The organism is Trueperella sp. LYQ143, assembly GCF_046599595.1.
In the GTDB taxonomy this organism is placed as follows: Bacteria; Actinomycetota; Actinomycetes; order Actinomycetales; family Actinomycetaceae; genus Trueperella.
Window position 1 is genome coordinate 20,010 of record NZ_JBKIWR010000019.1, and the last position, 20,925, is coordinate 40,934.

At 54.6% G+C, this 20,925-nt stretch carries 14 protein-coding genes and 4 tRNA genes; 10 read left to right on the top strand and 8 right to left on the bottom strand.

What is annotated here, in order from left to right; genetic code table 11:
* Nucleotides 1–11 precede the first annotated feature (11 nt).
* The 3 genes from ACLHIL_RS07700 to ACLHIL_RS07710 are packed head-to-tail and all read left to right on the top strand — an operon-like array spanning nt 12 to nt 1,568.
* Entirely contained in the window at nt 12–683 is a 672-nt protein-coding gene (locus tag ACLHIL_RS07700; RefSeq protein WP_411297379.1) for a DUF3710 domain-containing protein, read from the top strand.
* Nucleotides 680–931, top strand: a complete 252-nt coding sequence (locus tag ACLHIL_RS07705) for a hypothetical protein (RefSeq protein ID WP_411297380.1) — start codon at nt 680–682, stop codon at nt 929–931. Before ACLHIL_RS07700 ends, ACLHIL_RS07705 begins: the two co-directional genes overlap by 4 nt.
* Entirely contained in the window at nt 924–1,568 is a 645-nt protein-coding gene (locus ACLHIL_RS07710) for a DUF3159 domain-containing protein (RefSeq protein ID WP_411297381.1), read from the top strand. The genes ACLHIL_RS07705 and ACLHIL_RS07710 overlap by 8 nt, the downstream gene beginning before the upstream one ends.
* On the opposite strand, the gene ACLHIL_RS07715 is transcribed toward ACLHIL_RS07710, so the two are convergent.
* Both ACLHIL_RS07715 and ACLHIL_RS07720 read right to left on the bottom strand, forming a co-directional pair.
* Nucleotides 1,522–2,268, bottom strand: a complete 747-nt coding sequence (locus ACLHIL_RS07715) for a potassium channel family protein (RefSeq protein WP_411297382.1) — start codon at nt 2,266–2,268, stop codon at nt 1,522–1,524. The genes ACLHIL_RS07710 and ACLHIL_RS07715 overlap by 47 nt on opposite strands.
* Nucleotides 2,265–2,933 carry a potassium channel family protein gene (locus tag ACLHIL_RS07720; protein ID WP_411297383.1) on the bottom strand — a complete coding sequence of 223 codons (669 nt, stop codon included), beginning with the start codon at nt 2,931–2,933 and terminating at the stop codon, nt 2,265–2,267. The genes ACLHIL_RS07715 and ACLHIL_RS07720 overlap by 4 nt, the downstream gene beginning before the upstream one ends.
* 46 nt (nt 2,934–2,979) lie before the next feature.
* Between ACLHIL_RS07720 and ACLHIL_RS07725 the strand changes: the two genes are divergently transcribed.
* The 4 genes from ACLHIL_RS07725 to dxs all read left to right on the top strand — a co-directional run bounded on the left by ACLHIL_RS07725 (nt 2,980) and on the right by dxs (nt 10,942).
* Complete coding sequence (locus tag ACLHIL_RS07725; RefSeq protein ID WP_411297384.1) at nt 2,980–4,797, top strand: hypothetical protein; 1,818 nt, start codon at nt 2,980–2,982, stop codon at nt 4,795–4,797.
* 1 nt (nt 4,798) lies between these two features.
* Nucleotides 4,799–6,037, top strand: coding sequence for a class I SAM-dependent RNA methyltransferase (locus ACLHIL_RS07730; protein ID WP_411297386.1), 1,239 nt, complete (start codon nt 4,799–4,801; stop codon nt 6,035–6,037).
* A gap of 82 nt (nt 6,038–6,119) precedes the next feature.
* Complete coding sequence (acnA, locus tag ACLHIL_RS07735) at nt 6,120–8,843, top strand: aconitate hydratase AcnA (protein ID WP_411297388.1); 2,724 nt, start codon at nt 6,120–6,122, stop codon at nt 8,841–8,843.
* Nucleotides 8,844–9,055: 212 nt separating this feature from the next.
* On the top strand, nt 9,056–10,942 hold the full coding sequence (gene dxs, locus ACLHIL_RS07740) for a 1-deoxy-D-xylulose-5-phosphate synthase (RefSeq protein ID WP_411297389.1): 1,887 nt from the start codon (nt 9,056–9,058) through the stop codon (nt 10,940–10,942).
* Between the two features lie 305 nt (nt 10,943–11,247).
* Here the strand turns inward: dxs and ACLHIL_RS07745 are convergent, their stop codons facing one another.
* The 6 genes from ACLHIL_RS07745 to ACLHIL_RS07770 form a co-directional block, all read right to left on the bottom strand.
* Nucleotides 11,248–12,447, bottom strand: coding sequence for a ribonuclease D (locus tag ACLHIL_RS07745; RefSeq protein WP_411297390.1), 1,200 nt, complete (start codon nt 12,445–12,447; stop codon nt 11,248–11,250).
* Complete coding sequence (locus ACLHIL_RS07750) at nt 12,444–13,025, bottom strand: DUF3000 domain-containing protein (RefSeq protein WP_411297391.1); 582 nt, start codon at nt 13,023–13,025, stop codon at nt 12,444–12,446. The genes ACLHIL_RS07745 and ACLHIL_RS07750 overlap by 4 nt, the downstream gene beginning before the upstream one ends.
* A gap of 200 nt (nt 13,026–13,225) precedes the next feature.
* Nucleotides 13,226–15,049: a malto-oligosyltrehalose trehalohydrolase gene (treZ, locus tag ACLHIL_RS07755; protein WP_411297392.1), complete on the bottom strand. Its 1,824-nt coding sequence runs from the start codon at nt 15,047–15,049 to the stop codon at nt 13,226–13,228.
* Nucleotides 15,046–17,538 (bottom strand): malto-oligosyltrehalose synthase, encoded by a 2,493-nt coding sequence (gene treY / locus ACLHIL_RS07760; protein WP_411297393.1) that lies wholly within the window; start codon nt 17,536–17,538, stop codon nt 15,046–15,048. Before treY ends, treZ begins: the two co-directional genes overlap by 4 nt.
* Nucleotides 17,539–17,775: 237 nt before the next feature.
* Entirely contained in the window at nt 17,776–19,926 is a 2,151-nt protein-coding gene (gene glgX / locus ACLHIL_RS07765; RefSeq protein ID WP_411297394.1) for a glycogen debranching protein GlgX, read from the bottom strand.
* Between the two features lie 68 nt (nt 19,927–19,994).
* Nucleotides 19,995–20,069: transfer RNA gene (locus ACLHIL_RS07770), tRNA-Val, on the bottom strand.
* A 153-nt stretch (nt 20,070–20,222) separates the two neighbouring features.
* Here ACLHIL_RS07770 and ACLHIL_RS07775 point away from each other — a divergent pair.
* From ACLHIL_RS07775 to ACLHIL_RS07785, 3 genes are all read left to right on the top strand, one after another.
* A tRNA-Gly gene (locus ACLHIL_RS07775) sits at nt 20,223–20,295 on the top strand.
* A gap of 41 nt (nt 20,296–20,336) precedes the next feature.
* Nucleotides 20,337–20,407 (top strand) — tRNA-Cys (locus ACLHIL_RS07780).
* 9 nt (nt 20,408–20,416) lie between these two features.
* Nucleotides 20,417–20,488: transfer RNA gene (locus tag ACLHIL_RS07785), tRNA-Val, on the top strand.
* Nucleotides 20,489–20,925: the final 437 nt, after the last annotated feature.

Below are 20,925 nucleotides of genomic sequence, written 5' to 3' on the forward strand. Positions count from 1 at the left end.
AGGTGCTGAGTATGGGTTGGTTTTCGCGTAAGACGAATTCCGGTGATGACGCGCCCCGTAACGGGCAGGCAGCGCAAGATTTGACACAAGCAGATCTGGTGCGCGATCAGTTGGCACAATCCGCAGAACATGATCTCGGTGTGCGGGCGAATGGTCCATTCGATGAGTCTGAGGTGGATGGGATCGGCGAACGCCTCGATGCTGGATCGCTGTGGATCCCGTTGATCCCTGAGGCTCAAGTGCAGTTCACGGGGGATCGGCGTACCGGCCAGCTACTAGGTCTGGTTTATGCCATCGACGGATCTGCGCTGCAAATTCAGGCTTTTGCGGCACCGCGTTCGCGCGGGTTATGGGATGCGGTTCGCGGGGATATTATGACCTCCATCGCGAGCCAAGGGGGAACCTCGCAGGTAGTTGAGGGGGAGTTCGGGCCAGAATTGCACGCTCGGATGCCCGTTCCGGATAGCACCTCTCTCGCCCCACACAGATTCATCGGTATTGACGGTCCACGTTGGCTACTGCGCGCTACCCTGTACGGCAAGGCCGGTGGGGACGATGAGGCAGCCCACGAGCTGCTGGAGATCGTTCGTCAGGTTGTGGTGGCGCGCGGGCAGAGTCCACATCCGCCACGGGAGCTCCTTCCACTATCCGTTCCGCAACCGGCTAAGCGCGAACGCTCATGACCCGTCGGATCAGCGCGACGGGCGTGGTTCGCTCGATTACCTATCCGGGAATCGGGCAGACGCCACGGGTGCTAGTCCATCTTCAGATTGGTAGCGAGATCGTCGTGCTGTATTTCATGTCTCGTCGCGATCTACATTGCCTCGATATTGGCAGCAAAGTTCGGGTGCGAGGGGCATTGCAACGGGTACATGGGGTACCCACGGTTTTCAATCCAGTATTTCGGGTTGTCGAGGAGCGCGATGAGTGAGCAGAGCACCGGCATACGAGCGGCTTTAGCGGAAGATTTCCATGTTCTCGATGCGCTTGGTGGATGGCGGGGGATTATTGAATCCTCCGTGCCGACTCTTATCTTCCTCATCATGTATGCGTGCCGCTGCTCCCTGGCCCTATGCTTGCTGGTTTCCGTCGGGGCAGCAGTAGCCGGAATCGTGGTGCGCGCTATCCAGCGTATTACGGTGCTACCTGCCATTGGTGGGCTCATTGCGATTGCGGTTTCTGCGGTGATCGCATGGAAGAGCGGTCAATCGGCTAATTTCTTCGTTACAGGTTTGCTGACGAATATCGGCTACGGGATTGCCCTCGCCCTTTCACTTCTGATTCGCTGGCCAGCCTTAGGCGTCCTCATTGGGTTTTTACGCTCAGAAGGCACGGCGTGGCGCACAGATCCGGCGCAACGCGTTTTGCGTCGGCGCTACTATCAGGTCACATGGATGTGGCTCTTGCTTTTCCTGGTGCGTATTGCCGTTCAAGGGCCGTTATATCTCGCCCATGCCACCCAAGCTCTCGGCATCGCCCGTCTCTTCATGGGGATGCCGTTATTTGCCTTGGTTGCCTGGTTTACGTGGCTGATGGTTCGTTCGGTACCTCAGGGGCAGCAACATTAGTCGGTGTGGCGGCATTTAGCAGTTCCCGCATCTGCTGCAGGGCCTCCTGGCGTGCTTCGCGTTGCTCGTGATCGTTAAGCTGATAGCCGCGCACAATAAACATGAGGTGATCCTCACCCTCGATTGTGACATCTGGGGTGGCGGTAATAGGGATCTCGTCACGAATAATCGCACACATGACAATATCTGGATGAAACTCGATCTCGCTGAGCATCTTGCCCACCATCACGGCTCGTGGGTGGACGGTTCCCTGGTAAAGGTAGGCGTTTGCGTCAAGGCGTAACCGGCGCACAATGCGACCAGTTGAAATGGATTCCTCAATGATCTCAGACATGATCTGCGGAGTGGAAACTGCGACATCGACCCCCCATGTCTCGTCAAATAACCAAGTATTCGCCGGATTTGAGACGCGAGCGATCACTCGGGGTACGCCGAATTCAGTTTTGCACAGCAAAGACATAACGAGATTGGCTTTATCATCGCCAGTGGTGGCAACAACGACGTCGGCGTCATCAACTCCGGCCGTATTGAGCACTGATAGCTCACAGGCGTCGCCCATGATCCAATCAGCCTCAGGAACGGAGGCAACGCGCATGCCCTCTGGCTTGTGGTCAATGAGTACTACGTCGTGTCCTTGTTCGATCATGGATCGGGCGATAGAGCGGCCGACGGATCCGGCTCCAGCGATAACGAGCTTCACAGCGTCTCCTTCTCACAGGGGTGGTTCATAGTTCGCTGGATTGCCGTGGCTTTAGCCAGCGGGGCAATAAAACGCAATTCATCCCCATCTTGTAGCACGCTATCGGCATGTGGCACCACGAGTTTGACGTTGCGAGTCAGATATGCGACGCGCGCACCTGCGAGGCGTTCAATAGTGGCAATATTCTTGCCGTACCAGGACGGATCGACGTCTACATAGAACAGGGCGGCGCCTGTTGCCGAATCGACGTGCTCCACGTGCGGGCCAATCGGGATGAGATTGCGCATTACCTGATCGGCAGTCCACGCTGCTGGAGCGACGACGGAAATTCCCATCCGTTGATAGATACTGGCGCGCGAGGAGTCGTAGATACGTGCGACGACACGTTCGACACCGTAGAGTTCGCGAACTACTCGCGCCGCAATGATATTTGAGTTATCTCCGTTCGATACCGCGGCAAAAGCAAAGGCATCTTCTATTCCGGCTTGCCGCAGAGCACCGCGGTCAAATCCGAGGCCGGTGACCTGTTGGCCGGGGAAATCGTCGGGAAGACGGTTGAAAGCGACAGGGTTTTGGTCGATGACGGATACGGAGTGTCCGCGATCGACGAGATTCGTTGCGAGTGCTGAGCCGACACGGCCGCAGCCCATAATGACAAAATGCACGCTACAGACGCTACCGCAATCGGCAATAAAGCGTAACCTAAAACATGTGTCAAAATTCCGTTCAGTGGTGTTAGGTGCCGATAAGGTCCGTTCTGTATCCCGATCGACCTCGGTAGCGGTTATCGCATTATGTACCGTCATGGTGCCGCAAATTATCCTGCGCGCCGTGTCATATTCGGTAGCTGGGCCAGCAATGGCTATCGGTTTTTTTGCTGCCGTGATTTCCCTCGCGATGAGCATGATCTCTGTGCGTTTGCTGTTTACAGAAGTCCCGCGTCGTTCCTCACATCAGCTTGCTGAGCGCCATATCGACCATTGGGCCGGATTGATTGTGTCGGCAGCCCGTATTCTCGGCTATGCCCTCATCATTATTCTGGGGGTGGAAATCGCCGTCACCTCATTTAACTCTGTTGTCAACGTCTCGTGGTCTATTGCTATTGAGCCAGCGATCATCATTGCGATTGCGGTGATCGTATTCAGCGGGCGGTTGGCTTTGCATACGCGACCGATCATTATCTTGAGCTTTCTCGCGCTGCTGGGGCTGAGTATTGTTCTGGGATATGCCATGATCCAGGAGCTCGTCGGGGGAGTGAACTTTGAAGAGATTCGCTCGGCTCGGGAAAATGCGTTAAATACGCAGGTGAATATGGGGCGCTACCATCCTTTCGTGGAGGCAGCTCTCGGTGGGGCGATGGTTGGAGCGGTGACGATTTTCGTCTCAGAACGTATCCTCAGCCCGCACGATCATCGGCGCATTGTTCCGCGCACCTTACTAAAGGCAATGGTTCCGGCAGTCATATTGATTGCGGTGACGCTATATTTCGTTACGGCATTGCGTATGCCTGGTCGTCGTGTGGCGATTCCCTCTTTGTCAATGGCGGTTGCTTTCTTTGGGCGAGCTGGTCAAATCGTATTGGTGGTGCTCTACATCGTTTTAGGCTTGCTGGCGGCTTATTCAGCCTATCGCCAGTTGCCACGTCTGTTGCGAGAATTAGCAATTGACGGTTTGCTGCCGCGTCGTTTGGCGGCAAAAGATGCGGTGCGTCCGCGTCGTATGATTGTGGCACTTATTGGCTTGCTGGCAGCAGCGGTGACTTTCGTTTTGGACTCGACGCGCTCTCATGCGGTGGTATTCGTCTTTACCGTCTTTATCATGCAGGCTTTTACTGCAGTGGCAATGATTTCGCGGTCAAAGGCGATCCTCAACGAATCTACGGATGCGAGCAAACGCCATCGGGCAATTGCCCTGACGTGGGTATTTCGCGGTTTCTTTGTGCTGAGCCTGGTGGTGCTGGCAGCCGTGTGTTATGCCCAACCGTTCTGGGCGGCTTCCGGGATCGTCTCGCTGTGTGTTCCGGTGTTGTTCTTACTGGTCTATTCGCGGGGGCAGCGCAAGGTGAATACTCGTTTGGAATTAGCAAATCGGGGGAGTTTGACCCCATTGCCGACCCGAGTTCACGGTGTTGTTCTCATTGATCGAGTGGATCAAGCCTCGTTGCGTGCGGTGACGTGGGCGCGTTCTTTCCGCTTTTCTTCGCTCACCGCAGTCTGCGTCGATGTTGATCCCACTCAGACCCGTCAAATTCGCCAGGCCTGGCAGCAGGCGCAAGTGCCGGTTGATCTGACTATTTTGGGAGAGCCGAAAGGGGCGGTGCGCCGTCCGGTTATTGCTTACGTCCGCGAGCGATTGCGGCTACATCCGGGGGATGTTGTGACGGTTTTTATTCCGCGTGTGATTGCCACAGGGTCGTGGGAGCAATTCTTTGTTCGACATTCCACGCCGCGGATTATCAACGATTTGCGGTTTGAACCAGGTGTGACAGTGTGCGAGGTTCCGTACCGTCTGCGTGGTCAGGGGGAGTGACGTGCGCGTAACAGTAGGGGATATTGGCCACGGCGGGGTGTGCGTTGCTCGGTTAGCGGCAGACGAGGAGACGATGGGAACGCAGGGGCGCGTGATGTTTGTGCGCGGTGCGATTCCTGGCGAAGACGTCGAGGTCCAGGTCACGAAGAAAAAGCGGGCCTATTGGGAAGCGAATGTTGTTGACGTCTATACGCCTAGCCCGCATCGTCGTATTCCGTTCTGGGCGCAGGGTGCGGTGGGAGTAACTGGTGCGGCAGATTTTTCGCACATCGAGATCTCCTATCAGCGGCAATTAAAATCTCAGGTTATCGATCACGTCATTGATCGTATTGGGGGCGCTCGGCTGCGCGAACAGATTGGTTCTTCGGGCGTGCCAGTGTTAGCAGTAGACGATGGTGACGGTTGGCATACACGTACTCGTATTGATCTGACGAAGTGCCCGACGGGGATGGGGATGACCTTAGAGCGCTCGCACGATGTGACTCCTATTGCGCATATGCCGATGGCGGATTCTCGCCTGGATTCACTAGATCTGTTTGGGGCGGCATGGGATACGGATATTCCGACGAAGATGCGAGTTCGCGCGGTTCAGCCGGCACTGGGGGATCCCGTGCTATGCGTGGGGGATGAGGTGTTTAGCGCTCCGGGGAAGCGAGCTCATACGCATATTACTGAGGCGGTACATACCCGTTATGGGGATGTGACGTATCGAGTTCATGCACGTAACTTCTGGCAGGTCCATCACCATGCGCCAGAGGCGTTAATGGAGGCAGTGCTCGCCCCAGCGGGTATTGAGCCCGAGATGAATGTGGTGGAGCTGTATTCCGGTTCGGGGCTGTTTTCTGTGCCGATTGCTGTGCGCCTTGGAGAGCGCGGGGTGCTGCACACGTATGAAGGAGCAGAGCAGGCCGTTACGGATGCTCGAGAGAATCTACGCGCCTACCCCTGGGCGCAGGCGCATTGCCAACGCTTAGAGGTGGGCTTATCTGATCTAGTCGCTGATGCCGAGGTGGTGATTGCTGATCCGTCCCGCAGCGGTTTAGGCGTGGGAATAGCGGGTGAATTAGCACGGTGTCCGGCTGAACATGTGGTGTTAGTTTCCTGTGATCCTGCGTCAATGGCCCGAGACGTGGCAGAATTACTCTCATGTGGGAGATATCTCGAAAGCATTGTCGCTTACGATATTTTCCCGCACACCCATCATGTGGAAATTGTGAGTGTGCTTCGCCGGTTACGGTAAACACGCTTCTTTCCATAAGTGATAGACATGACCACTGCCAACTGGTATCTTGATGTCAAGATAATCGCGTGATTGGAGAGAAATGAGCATCGATAGTTTCGCGGCGAAATCGACCCTCGAAGTTGCGGGTCGGACCTACGAAATCTTCCGGCTCGATGCCGTATCAGGCACCGAAAAGCTGCCATACTCGCTCAAGATTTTGGCAGAGAATTTGTTGCGTACCGAAGATGGTGCAAACGTAACAGCCCAGCAGATTACCGCCTTAGCTAGCTGGGATCCAGCGGCAGAGCCTGAGCATGAGATTCAGTTCACTCCGGCTCGCGTCGTTATGCAAGACTTCACCGGCGTTCCCTGCGTAGTTGATCTTGCCACTATGCGCGAAGCTGTGACAGATCTTGGTGGCGATCCAGATACCATCAACCCCCTTAATCCGGCAGAACTCGTCATAGATCATTCGGTCCAGATTGACGTATTCGGCACTCCACGAGCCTACGAGCAGAACATGGACATCGAATACCAGCGCAACCAGGAACGCTACCAGTTCCTGCGCTGGGGGCAGACGGCCTTTGAGAATTTCAAAGTCGTTCCCCCAGGGACGGGTATCGTCCACCAGGTCAACATCGAATACCTCGCCCGAGTGACGATGGCGCAGGAAAATAATGGCGTCCTCCAGGCTTATCCCGATACCTGTGTGGGGACCGATTCCCATACGACGATGGTCAATGGCCTAGGCGTTCTCGGCTGGGGAGTGGGCGGCATCGAAGCCGAGGCGGCCATGTTGGGCCAGCCGGTTTCCATGCTGATTCCACGGGTTGTCGGCTTCAAACTCACCGGATCAATCCCACCTGGCTCCACAGCAACTGACGTGGTTTTGACGATCACTCAGATGCTGCGCGAACACGGAGTTGTCGGCAAATTCGTTGAATTCTACGGTGACGGCGTGGGAGCAGTGCCACTGGCTAATCGCGCCACTATCGGCAATATGTCCCCAGAATTTGGCTCCACAGCGGCGATCTTCCCGATTGATGACGTCACCTTGGATTACCTGCGCCTGACTGGACGCTCTGAAGAGGATATTGCTTTAGTAGAGGCATACTGCAAGACCCAAGGCTTGTGGCATGATCCGTCAGTAGAAGTCGAATACTCTGAATATTTGGAGCTGGATCTATCTACCGTCGTGCCCTCAATTGCAGGCCCGAAGCGCCCACAAGATCGTATTGAACTGGCAAAGGCCAAAGAGTCTTTCCGAGATGTTTTACCGACGTATGCTCCGGCACCTGAGCAAAGCTCATGCGGCTGCGGGGGAGATACCACAGATTCCCGAGCACATCGCCGCACGCCGGTCACTCTGGCTGACGGTACCCAGACGGAACTCGATCATGGTGCGGTAGCTATTGCCTCCATCACCTCGTGTACGAACACCTCGAATCCGTCGGTGATGATGGCCGCCGCCCTGCTAGCTCGCAATGCCAATGCTCGCGGGTTGAAGCCGAAGCCGTGGGTCAAGACCTCAATGGCCCCCGGATCACAGGTCGTGACGGACTACTACGAGAAAGCGGGTCTGTGGCCAGATCTCAATGCCTTAGGCTTCAATCTCGTCGGCTACGGATGTACCACCTGTATTGGAAACTCTGGCCCACTGCCGCAAGAAGTCTCAGATGCCGTCAACGCCAATGATCTGGCTGTCGTCTCCGTCCTATCTGGAAATCGAAACTTTGAAGGTCGGATTAACCCGGACGTCAAGATGAACTATCTGGCCTCCCCGCCTCTGGTGATCGCCTATGCTTTGGCCGGCACGATGGATTTCGATTTTGAACGCGAGCCGCTCGGTCAGGATCCTGATGGTAACGATGTTTACCTAGCAGATATTTGGCCAGATGCTGAGCAGGTTCAGGCCGTGATCGATGAATCTGTATCCCGCGAAATGTTTGAATCCTCGTATTCTAACGTCTTTGCTGGTGATGAGCGTTGGCGAGCACTGGAAACTCCGCAAGGGTCTACCTTCGAATGGGACGGAAACTCTACCTATGTGCGTAAGCCACCGTACTTTGACGGCATGACGATGGAGCTCACCCCGCTCAGTGATATTTCCGGTGCGCGGGTGCTTGCTAAACTTGGGGATTCGGTCACCACCGACCATATCTCTCCGGCTGGTGCTATCAAGCCAGATTCTCCGGCTGGCCGATACCTAACCGAGCATGGAATCGATCGTAAGGATTTCAACTCTTATGGATCACGTCGAGGCAACCACGAGGTAATGATTCGTGGAACCTTTGCAAATATCCGACTGCGTAACCAGCTTCTCGACGGAGTTGAAGGCGGATTCACGAAGAACTTCCTCACAGGCAATCAGGAAGCCATCTACGATGCCTCCCAGGAATATCAGCAGGCAGGAGTGCCACTTATCGTCCTCGCTGGCAAGGAATACGGATCTGGTTCTTCGCGCGATTGGGCGGCAAAGGGCACTGCTTTGCTCGGGGTGAAGGCAGTTATTACGGAGTCCTTCGAGCGGATTCACCGTTCTAACCTCATTGGAATGGGTGTGTTGCCTCTGCAGTTCCCAGCCGGTCAGAATGCCGATTCGCTTGGTCTAGACGGTACGGAAACCTTCGACATCACCGGCATAACGGAGTTGAATGAGGGGCGCACGCCAAAGACGGTTCACGTTCGGGCTACGGCAGCAGACGGAGGCGTTACGGAATTCGACGCTGTCGTTCGCATTGACACGCCTGGAGAAGCGGATTACTTCCGCAATGGGGGTATCTTGCAGTACGTATTGCGTAATCTTGCCCGACGCGCTGAGTAACGCTAACGGCAGATAGTGCGAATCGCTATCACATATTGATAGGCGGGTGGGGTGCTCGGTATGGGCAGTGCCCCACCCGTCGTCATTTATTCCTCGTCCCACTGATATGAAGCTCGCCAGTGTTAGAAATATTCCGTTGTGATTGGGGCGCTGAACTAACGCGGGTATGGGCAAGGTGGTAGTGTATCGGCAGATAGAATAAAGGAGAGTGCGTGTTCCTCGAGCAGATACACAGCCCAAAAGATTTATCGGCGCTTAGCCCGCGGCAGATGGCGACGCTTGCCCGAGAAATCCGTGAATTTTTGGTCGAAAATGTCGCCAAAACTGGCGGTCATCTGGGGCCGAATTTGGGAGTTGTCGAACTGACGATTGCACTCCATCGGGTTTTTGATTCTCCGCAAGATACGATCATCTGGGATACCGGCCACCAATCCTACGTTCACAAAATCCTCACTGGGCGCCACGACTTCACAAAATTGCGTCAGGAAGGCGGGCTGTCAGGATACCCCTCACGCGCTGAATCGGAATACGACGTCGTGGAGAATTCGCATGCCTCCACCGCATTATCCTGGGCAGACGGCCTATCGCGTGCTCGGCAATTAACCTCAGATCCTTCCCGGGTTGTCGCGGTGATTGGGGATGGGGCAATGACGGGCGGAATGGCCTGGGAAGCGTTGAATAATATCGCTGAAGATAAGGAACGGCCGCTGGTTATTGTGCTCAACGATAACGGTCGTTCGTATGCGCCGACGGTTGGTGGGATTGTGCGCCGCCTAGATCCGGTTCGCCGTCTCGACGCGCTACGAGTCAATCGAGAATATGAACAGTTCCTGAATTGGGGTAAACGCACGCTACATGGTGCGGGACTGCCTGGGCAGTTGACCTACGATGCATTGCACGGTCTGAAAAAGGGGCTGAAAGACGTCTTCTTTGACGCTGGAATCTTTGATTCTTTGGGATTGAAATATATCGGGCCGGTTGATGGGCATCATATTGGTTCCTTGATTGAGGCCTTCCAGATGGCGAAAAAATTTGGTGGTCCGGTTGTTGTTCACGCGATTACGGAAAAAGGTCGCGGGTATAAGCCGGCAGAGTCTCATGTGCCCGATAGATTCCATGCGGTAGGGCGTATTCATCCGGAAACCGGTTTACCGATTGAACCATCTCGTTTTGGGTGGACGTCAATCTTCGCTGAAGAGGTTTGCGCTGCAGCCCGTGCGGATCAATCTCTTGTTGGGATCACTGCGGCGATGTTGGAGCCCGTCGGATTGGCTCCAATGCGGGAAGAATTTCCCCAGCGGGTCATTGACGTCGGTATCGCGGAGCAACATGCATGCACAATGGCTGCTGGCCTCGCATACGGCGGTTATCATCCGGTTCTGGCCTTGTATGCCACTTTTATGAATCGAGGATTCGACCAGCTCCTTATGGATATTGCGTTACATAATGCGCCGGTGACGATCTGTTTGGATAGGGCGGGTATTACTGGCGATGACGGGGCCTCGCATAATGGTATGTGGGATCTGTCGCTGGCGGCGATGATTCCACACGTGCAGGTTGCCGTCCCGCGTGATGAAGAGCGAATGCGCGAGCAACTGCGTCGTTCGTTTGCAACCAATGGGCCGACGCTAGTGCGTTATCCGAAGGGATCGGTGCCGAATAGTTTGCCAGCAGCTCGTCGAATTGGCGATGTGGATATTCTGCGCGAACAGGGCGATCCGGCGCGTCGGCCGATCCTGCTGGTGGGAATTGGGCCAATGGCTCATACGGTTGTTGAAGCTGCTGAGCAGCTACCAGATGAGTCTCTCTGTGTGGTAGATCCATGCTGGCCGTTACCTATCGGTGCTGAACTTTGTGATCTCGCTCGACGGGCTGCTGGTGTGGTGGTGCTGGAAGATGGGCTGATCGAAGGAGGCGTCGGCGCGGCCTTACATAATGCTTTGAGTCAGATCCAATGTGATGTGCCGATGCGTATATGTGGTATTTCTCGTCATTTCCTGAACCATGCAAAACGAGACGCGATTTTGGAATACGAGGGGATGGCTGTGGCAGATGTCATTGCCGCAGTGCACAGTCTACGGGCAGGAAGCCCTGCCTAATTCACTGTAAGTGGCGTGATCGGGTGGCAGGTATCGCATACCTCTTAGCTGGCCCAAAATGATATGGCGCTAAAACGTTCTAGCGGGCTGTTATTGTGCCTAGAAATCGCCCCAGGTGTAAGAAAAGCCAGTGGGGTCGAATCCTGGGCGGCTGGCAGTATGCGCAGGTACATAGCTGATATAGGTGCTATTGGGTATAGCTCTAGCGGTAAGGATACAAACGGCGTCGATAATGGCAAAGGCTGGGAATGGGCAGCATATTAGCTCCACCCCAAACGAGGAGGTGTAGCGGAGCTGCCGGTGGATTATGCGCTGTGCATTGCGTGCAGAATTGGCTGGACTACTTCGTTAATCTGCCACGGACGCGCGCCATATTCTTGCAGCACATCACGTAACTCTGCTTCGGAATGCCATCCAACCCAGGCAGTGAGCCGCTGAATCTCTGGTTTAAGGAGGACACTTTGGTCAATCCCGAGCTTTTCGGCATGGGCAATCACTGCGGGGCGTAAAATCTCCCAACGTTTTGCCGCCTGCGGATGCGTCTTTGGCCAGCGCGTGATCGGCGGATAGGCTTTTGCCTTATCGTGATAATCGCGTTCCGGTAGCTCATGGGTGGGCAAACGCCAGGCAGTTTCGATGGCAGCCCACCATTGGGGGATATAACGTTGGCGCATACGAGGGCGTAATAACGGGCAGGTCGTAACGTCTTGTCGAGATCGAGGTTTGCGTCGAGCAAGTTCGGCTAGCACATCCGAGGGGACGATTTTACTGGGGGCAATATCGCGTTTTTGCGCCAGACGATCGCGGGTATTCCACAGCTCCCGAAGCATAGCTAGGGAACGTTGATCTCGCAGATGGGTACGTCGGGCTGCCTTACGCCAGGGCTGGGCGGCAGAGGGCGTCGGTTTGCGGGTGCGTATCTCCTCGCATTCTTCTTCAAACCAGGTGAAGCGTCCGGCTTCATGTAGCTGCTGGGTGAGAATATCGCGCAATTCGTGCAGGAGCTCAACGTCAAGGGCCGCATAATTCAATTCTTCGGCGGATAAGGGGCGTTGTGACCAATCTGCGGTGGCGTGCTCTTTTGCTAGTTTTAACTGCAGTAGCTCCACTCCTAGGGCTTGTAACGAGATATGTTCTCGGCCGAGGAGTTTGGCTGCCATCGCCGTATCGAATACCTTTTCTGGGAATAACCCCAATTCATGCAAGCAAGATAGATCTTGATCGGCGGCATGTAAAATCCACTCAGTTTTCATAACCTCGGCAAGGCCTACGAGCCGATCTTCGATTCCCACTGGATCAATGAGGAATGTTCCAGCTCCTGGGCGGCGTAACTGGATGAGATATGCGCGAGCGGAATAGCGAATCCCCATAGCACGTTCGGTATCAACGGCAATCGGTCCAGTACCGGCAGCCAGCCGCTGCACTGCCTGGTCAATATCATCGTGGGTTAATCCGACGGGGCCATCGCGCGGCTCTAAAAGCGGGCGTACATGTGCTGAGGTCAAATCTTATCCACCCGACGAGGTAGGCTGACGACGGATTCGCTCCACGGCCCTAGCCCAGCTAAAGTGGCAGCGAAGTTCGCCCATGCGTGTAAATGTTCGGTGAGATAGATAGTTCCTGGCGTCCACGATGCCCGCAGCTCCAGATCGACTCGCGAGCTATTGAGATGTAATCCGCCGAAGGTTTCGTTAAATACGCGGGTGACTGTGCCGTTGAGTGAATGGTAAGAGACTTGAGCGTCTAATTCATCTACTAACCATGACCATGCGACTTCTCCTAAAAGCGGGTCGTCACCCATTTCAGCGTCCATAGGAGCCTGAGCGTGGATAACGATTCGGAATGTTCCGTTCCAGGCTTCCTGACCGTCGGGGTCATGTAAAACAACGAATTTGGCTGAACCACGGAAATGATCGGGGTCGCGCTGTGCCGAATCGTTCACTTCTGCTTGTAAAGCTACCGCCCAGGGAGCAATGCGCGTTGGCCCAGGCATCTGGGCGATATGCAATTCGGGGCGGAAGGTTTGCCCTTTGAGGGATTCTAGGGCGGTGACGAAATCCGCAGGAGGTCCTTGCTGGTTCACCCTTTGACTGTATCGAGATATGTCGTCTTTCCGAAGATGGCGCGCCGATAGCTAGGCAAGCGTGATAGAAACCGTATTTTTGCTGGCAGTGCCGTGCGGAAAACAGACTCGCCAACGCGCTCGGCGCAACGATCTATTCGGCAAGAACGAATCCGTCAGCCCAGATGCGCAAAGAAAGAAATATAGCTATCTAGAGTGCGTTATCCCCAGATGGCGACATTCGGCGCCGACATGGAAACCTGTGGATCCCCAAGAGTGTTATGTGAGATATGCATGGCGGATTCGTCCCAGGCAAGCAGGAGCTCCTTACCGGCAATAGGCGGCGTAATATCAGTGTGCCCAGTAAGAGAAAAGACGATAACAACCGATCCACGTTCCATCCATCCTGATGGTGGAGCGCCATAGCGCGGTTTTGGCTCAGTATCGCCTTCGTGCGCAGGCGGCTCAACAAAGACACATCGGGTACGAGAGCGATCTCCGCTTGCAATATCTGCTACGGACGCGCGCAACCGAATAAGATCACGGACGAAATCATACATTCGGCGGTGATCCGTCAGCTCTAACTCAGACCAGTCCAATAAGGAAGAGATAAAGGTCTGTTCGTCTTGTGGATCAGCGGTGGCTAGAGGAACATCGGTTAAAGATATATCTGGATAGACGTCAGCCAAATCCCACTGAGCAAATTCGGCCATACGACCATCTTTAATACCTGCCCCCAGCTCAGGGCCGTGGTCAGTGAAATAGTGGAAAGGACGTTTCGTCGCCCATTCCTCGCCCATGAACAGCATCGGGGTGTAATGCGAAAGGAGGATCAGCGCTCGCGAAACAGCAACCTGTCCAAGAGCTAGCCGCTGCGTGGGACGATCACACAACAGGCGGTTGCCAACTTGGTCATGATTTTCGTCAAAGGCCATGAAGCAATGCCCACTGATCTCAGCCGGGATGGGGCGACCGCGTGAGGCACTGGGAAAAGCGAGCTCTTGCCCGATACGCACAAAACCGTTCTCAAAAGCGGCGCGCATTGCCTGCGGATCAACGTAGTCCTGATAGTAGGCGTTGTGCTCTCCGGTGAGCCATACGTGCAGTGCATGATGAATGTCATCTGTCCACTGCAGATCCATGCCTAAACCGCCCTGGGTAATGGGCGTAATCATCGCAGGATCATTCGCTTCAGTTTCCGCAGTCAAGGTGATCCGTCGGTCTAACTCAACGGATAATTCATTCATTTCCTGGGAAAGCTGAGCGAGAAAATGCGGCTCGGAGGAGTCAATAAGGTAATGTGCAGCGTCAATACGCAGAGAATCAATGTGATAATCCCGCACCCACTGGCGAGCATTATCTAAGAAATACCGACGAACTTCTTCACTGTTGTGGCCATCCAGATTAACGGCTAACCCCCACGGGGTGTGGTGAGCGTCAGTGAAATAGGGGCCGAATTGAGCCAAATAATTCCCATCTGGCCCCAGATGGTTGTATACCACGTCCAGGCATACAGATAGCTGACGTTCATGTGCGGCATTAACGAAAGCGACGAGATCTTCGGGTGCGCCATAGGGATGATGGATAGCGAAGATGGATACCCCGTCATACCCCCAGCCGCGCTTACCTGGCATAGGGGCGATGGGCATAAGCTGCACCACATCCACGCCAAGATCACGCAGATAATCCAAACGATTGATGGCAGCTCGAAGCGTCCCCTCAGGGGTGAAGGCTCCAACATGTAATTCGTAGTAGATTGCGCCGTGCAGATCACGTCCATGCCAATGCGCGTCTGTCCATTGAAACGTATCTGGATCAACAACTTGTGACGGACCATGTGCCCCGTATGGCTGGCACATAGAGCGAGGATCCGGCAGGGGCATACCGCCATCAAGATAGACGTAGTACTGCTGCCCATGAGGCAATCCCTCGGCAAGTTCGAACACCCCAGCACCACAGTTATGTAAGGCGCGATGCTGGCCGGTATCGCATAGTTCTACCGTCACTTCGTGGGCGTGCGGTGCCCAAATTCGCAGAGCTTTCATGAAATGCGCTCGCATACTGCTGCCGAGAACCGACCAAGTAGATCGGCAATAGGATGAGTGCCGCCGGAGAATTCCTCGTCGGTGAGTACATTGCGCCATTGACCCTCGGGCAAAACGACGCTGTGCGTGGCTAAGGCTGGGTCATTCTGACGCAGCGCAACGGTAATCAGGCCCGGTGTTTGGTCGTACATTCGAGCGAATGCGAGAGCATATCCAGTGGAAACCGGCAGCGGCTCATATCCGGCGTGTAGGAGTTGCGGTGTGCGGGCGCGCAACTGAGCAAGGCGGGAGGTGACCCAGAGTTTTTCTTCGTCAATACTGGGGTGAGCGGGTAAGCCGTCGCTCTCTAGGCGAGCGAGAAGCTGATGTAGGTAGGCGAAATCTACTGGGCGGCGATTATCCGGATCGACCAGTGAAGTCTGAGTGATTTCTTCCCCCTGGTAAATATCTGGAACGCCAACCATCGTCATGTGCAGAGCCTTTTGGGCCACGATCATCGCCCGTGCTCCTGGTTCAATGCGATTCATAAAATCCGCTAGCAACTCGCGTATTTCAGGGGATTCCACGGCAGTTTGTGCGTAGGTGAGCAGGGTCTGTTCGGCATTGGAATTCGGTTGCGTCCAGGTGGTCCACGTTTTTTGTTCGCGAGCAGCCTTCAACAGATACGCTGATAGTCGATCAAAGGGGATAGGCGCGTTATCTCGCCAGGTACCGATGATGGTTTGCCACATGAGCATTTCAATTTGCCCATCAATCTCGTTGCGTTCTTCGTCATTGAGTAGGCGACGCATACGCCCAAGGAGGCTCAGCCATTCGTCGTGATGATGAGAAAGCTGTGCGATATATGCGCGGACGTCTTCGCAACGTTTGGTGTCATGCGTGGTGAGTGTCGTCATGGATACTGGCCAGGTGCGCAGTTGTTGTTGCTGGAATGCATGGAAATCATCTGGTGAGATCGTCGGGGTATCAGGGCCGGCGCCGACTTCGTTCGCTGAGGTTAGCGCGGTGTAACGGTAGAAAGTCGTATCTTCTACGCCTTTTGCCATGACGGCTCCGCATACTTGCTGGAAGCGGATAATTGCTTCATTGCGGGCGGCTTCATGGGTGCGCCCAGCCGATCCGATTTCATTACCGAGAAGAATATCGACGACAACTTCCAGGGTTTCTAAATGATCGGCTTCTAGTTCTTGTGCGGCTCGTTCGGCGCAGGAACGCACAACTCGTTCCTCGTTGGGATGGGGGCGTTCTTTGGGAACGACGTAGGCGCGGTAGCGATCCATGTGGATGACTAATTCGGTGACGACATTATGTATTGCACGATAGGTATGGTCACGTAGTCGGACATCGCTGTGGCAGATCTCAGCGAGGAGAGTTGCCAGCCTATCGACCTCGGCAAATAGTGAGGTTTCGACGATCTGCCGTTTCGCGGCGATCTCCATATTGGTCAGTGTTTCTGTAGATTGTGATAGCTCAACGTAGCTCTGTGTTAATGCTGATAACCCTGCCGGATCGGTGAATAATCCTTGCAGGCGCATGAGTGCGTCATATCCGGTTGTGCCGGCGCAGGGCCAATCAGAGGGGAGGACTTCGTCAGTGCCGAGGATCTTTTCGGCCACCGTCCATACCTGCCCGGTTGCTTGTGCTAGATTGCGCAGATACTCGCGGGGATCTGCCAGTCCATCAGGATGGTCGATTCGTAGCGCATCGATATAGCCGCGGTTGACCAGATCGATGATGAGCGCGTGAGATTGCGCGAAAACCTCCGGATTTTCGACGTTAATAGCCGCGAGCGTATCGACGTCAAAAAATCGTCGATAATTCAGCTCTTCGTTGGCAACTCGCCAATAAGCTAGCCGGTAGAACTGGGCATCCAGCATCTGTGCGATGGGTAAGGATTCTGTGCCGCGTCGGATGGGGAATACGTGGTCGCCGTAGCGGATAACATGGCTCGGTTCAGATTCTCCGGGGATGACGATGGAATCCGTGAAAATATCGCCATTCGTTAAAACTTTGCCGATACGATCTGCGAGAACCGGCATGAGTAGCCCGTCGCCTGCATCGGATAGCTCAATATCAAACCACGAGAAGTAAAGGGAGTCGTGCCCATCACGCAGGAGCGACCACAGCGCGCGATTATGGTACAGCGGGGTAGGGACGGCCATGTGATTAGGCACAATATCGACGATGAGGTGCATTCCGGCGTGGTGGATTGCGTCGGCTGCTGCTTCAAATCCTTCTTGCCCACCTAGTTCGGTAGAGATACGCCCATGATCGACCACGTCGTAGCCGTGTGTGGAACCAGGAGCAGCCTGCAAGATCGGGGAGAAAAAGACGTCAGTCACCCCTAATGCGCGCAGGTAGGGAACAATCGCTTGGGCGTCGTGGAAAGTGAAGGACGGGGAAAGCTGAATACGGTAGCTCGTTACCGGCTGATGTCGATTAGCTGGAGGGACGTGCGGATGGTTAGGTATAGCAGTATGTGATTCCATTAGTGATAACACTCCTTGACAGCGTATCTCCACTCTATCGGCTTTTGGCGGTAGCGGGGAACGCACCGAGAGCGGGGCGAGTGGAAGAAAACAACGTAATGCGTGCTTAAATCAGATCGCTGCTGCGGTGCGTAGGCCGGTTGGGGCATGGAGAATCTGCGGTGGGATCGTGCCGGTAATGGCGGGATCCCTATCTCGATTTTTCCTGGACGTATGAGGCAAAGACGCAGATCATATTCATGCCGTGAGGGAATTACTATCGGCTAGGACGGGATCTTCGGCGCGCGAACGCATCAAGATGGTGACGGAATGTGCCCGGACCGGAAAAATATCGCCACTGGCGTATTCGTCACCGCTTAGCTCCTCCGACGTGGTGGTGAGCACTGTAGTCCAGGTGGCAGCCTCGGAGCTTGGCGGGATCGTAAAATCAAGATCCTCTTCCGAGGCGTTGTAGGCGAGGAAGAAATCATCGTCAACAACGGGGTTGCCACGATGATCTGGTTCAGCGATCCGTGCACCGTTCAAGAACACCATGACCGAGCGAGCGAACCAGGTGTCCCAGTTTTCCTCTGCCATTTCTTCGCCGTTGTTCATGTACCACATGATGTCGCCTTGCTCGGAGGCGCCACCGCGTCCGGCGTCGCCCTTAAAGAATCGGCGACGCCGGAATACCGGATGTTCGCGCCGAAGCTGAATGAGGCGTTGAACGAAGCGATGTAGTTCTGCCGCCTCGCTATTTGCCTCCCAATGTACCCACGAGATCTCACTATCCTGGCAGTACGTATTGTTATTTCCCCCTTGGGTGCGGCCGAGCTCGTCACCATGAGAAATCATGGGCACACCTTGCGAGGTCAGCAAAGTGGTAAAGAAGTTCTTTATTTGCCGCAGGCGGAGTTCAGTGATGCGGGGATCATCGGTTGGGCCTTCAACGCCATGATTCCAGGATCTGTTGTGCGATTCTCCGTCTGCCCCGCCTTCGCCATTCGCGTCGTTGTGTTTATTGTTGTAAGACACTAGATCACGCAGGGTAAAACCGTCATGTGCGGTGATGAAGTTGATGGAGGCAAAGGGTCGCCGACCAGAGTGTGCATACAGATCTGAGGATCCGGTTAACCGGCTAGCGAATCCGGATAGTACCGAGGGCTCGCCCCGCCAGAAATCTCGCATAGTATCGCGATAGCTACCATTCCATTCTGACCATAATGGCGGGAATTCACCGACGTTATAGCCACCTTCGCCGACGTCCCAGGGCTCAGCAATCAGCTTCACCTGCGAGATGATTGGATCTTGCTGGATAATGTCGAAGAAGGATGACAGCTTATCGACGGCATGTAGTTCCCGAGCCAGCGTAGAAGCTAGGTCGAAGCGGAAGCCATCCACATGCATGTCAACGACCCAATAACGTAGGGAATCCATAATGAGCTGCAAGGAATGGGGAGAGGACATGTTGAGCGAATTGCCCGTGCCGGTGGTATCAAAATAGTGAGCCTTATCGTTGTCAACGAGCCGATAGTAGGCGGCGTTATCGATGCCTCGGAACGATAGGGTCGGCCCCATGTGATTGCCTTCAGCGGTGTGGTTGTAAACCACGTCGAGAATGACCTCAATATCCGCTTCATGATAGGCCTTGACCATCGCTTTGAATTCTTCTACTTGAGATCCGCGCTCTCCAGAAGATGAATAGCTGTTATGTGGGGCAAAGAATCCGATGGTGTTATAACCCCAATAATTGGACAGCCCGCGTTCAAGCAGTGATGTGTCGTTAACGAATTGATGGATTGGCATGAGCTCTAATGCGCTGATCCCGAGATCTTTGAGGTAGTTGACCATCTGCGGGTGAGCCATCCCCAGGTATGTGCCGCGCAGCTCATCGGGAATATCGGGGTGTAACTGCGTCATCCCTTTCAGATGGGCTTCATAGATGACGGAGTTGTGATACTCGTGCTGAGGTGGGCGGTCGTGCCCCCAATCGAAGAAGGGATTGACTACGACGGAGAGCATGGTGTGGCCGAGGGAATCTTCTTCGGCGCGCTCCTGTGGGGCAAAGAAGTTGTAGGAGAAATTCGCTTGGTGGTTCTCTACGTGCCCTTCGATTGCTTTTGCGTAGGGATCAAGGAGGATTTTAGACGGATCGCAACGGTGCCCGTTTGCCGGGTCGTAGGGGCCGTAAACGCGGAACCCGTAGCGTTGTCCGGGGCGGATTCCTGGCAGATAACAGTGCCAGACGTAGGCATCGACTTCGCGTAGCTCAACGCGTGTTTCTTGCAGGTCGTCATCAACTAGGCACAACTCGATCCGGTCTGCCACGGAGGAGAAGATCGCAAAGTTTGTTCCGGTGCCATCGAAGGTTGCACCGAGGGGATACGGTTTTCCAGGCCAAATTTCCATACTGATAGGCTCTCATGAATAGCGGTGAATGAGTGAGAAGTTATTGCAAAATGCAAAGATGAAAAATGTGGTGGGCGATACTGGGATCGAACCAGTGACCTCTTCCGTGTGAAGGAAGCGCGCTACCGCTGCGCTAATCGCCCGCTAAATGTTGCACATGCATGCCCAATGAGGATAGCTGAGAGGACGCGTCTAGCGCAAATAAAACTAGACGTGGCGCAGGTCATGTTTTTCGATTAGACAACGGGCGCTCCGGCTGGCTATATTAGTCAAGCGTTCGAACTGAAAGAACGAATGCGGATGTAGCTCAGTTGGTAGAGCGTCACCTTGCCAAGGTGAAGGTCGCGGGTCCGAGCCCCGTCATCCGCTCGACGGCCACAGTGTGGTCCATGCGATCCGCACTAACCCGCGGTGGGTTGGCCGAGAGGAGAGGCAGCGGCCTGCAAAGCCGTATACACGGGTTCGAATCCCGTACCCACCTCGAAAGTCCGGGCGATTGGCGCAGCGGTAGCGCGCTTCCTTGACACGGAAGAGGTCACTGGTTCGATCCCAGTATCGCCCACTAGATATCCCTCGATATGTCGGGGGATTTTTTGTTTGCCTTTTGTTCTGGTCTGGTAGCCAGACCCTACCAGACCCCTGGGGCTAAAACCCGCCCGCGAATGTGGGTTATAGGACAAAATGTGTTGCTATTTTTCGGGTTTTTCGTTGTGTTGATGCGCGAAAGTGGGGGTTTTAGTTGGTTGTAGTCAACTAATTGGTCGGACAAATTGGGGTTATAGGACAAAATGTGTTGCTATTTTTCGGGTTTTTCGTTGTGTTGATGCGCGAAAGTGGGGGTTTTAGTTGGTTGTAGTCAACTAATTGGTCGGACAAATTGTGTTGCTTTTGTCGGGATTTTTTGGCGTTATTGCGGGGGAAACTGGGTGTTGTAGTTGGTGTGTTTTAGGGGTTTGGCACTCTGTTATGAATGACGAGTGTTAAGTGCCCGGGGTGCGG

What these genes read in the sequence shown, in the direction of transcription:
- ACLHIL_RS07700 (WP_411297379.1), top strand. Translation starts at nt 12, where the DNA reads ATGGGTTGGTTTTCGCGTAAGACGAATTCCGGTGATGACGCGCCCCGT.
- ACLHIL_RS07705 (WP_411297380.1), top strand. Translation starts at nt 680, where the DNA reads ATGACCCGTCGGATCAGCGCGACGGGCGTGGTTCGCTCGATTACCTAT.
- ACLHIL_RS07710 (WP_411297381.1), top strand. Translation starts at nt 924, where the DNA reads ATGAGTGAGCAGAGCACCGGCATACGAGCGGCTTTAGCGGAAGATTTC.
- acnA (WP_411297388.1), top strand. Translation starts at nt 6,120, where the DNA reads ATGAGCATCGATAGTTTCGCGGCGAAATCGACCCTCGAAGTTGCGGGT.
- treZ (WP_411297392.1), bottom strand. Translation starts at nt 15,049, where the DNA reads ATGAAAGCTCTGCGAATTTGGGCACCGCACGCCCACGAAGTGACGGTA.
- treY (WP_411297393.1), bottom strand. Translation starts at nt 17,538, where the DNA reads ATGGAATCACATACTGCTATACCTAACCATCCGCACGTCCCTCCAGCT.
- glgX (WP_411297394.1), bottom strand. Translation starts at nt 19,926, where the DNA reads ATGGAAATTTGGCCTGGAAAACCGTATCCCCTCGGTGCAACCTTCGAT.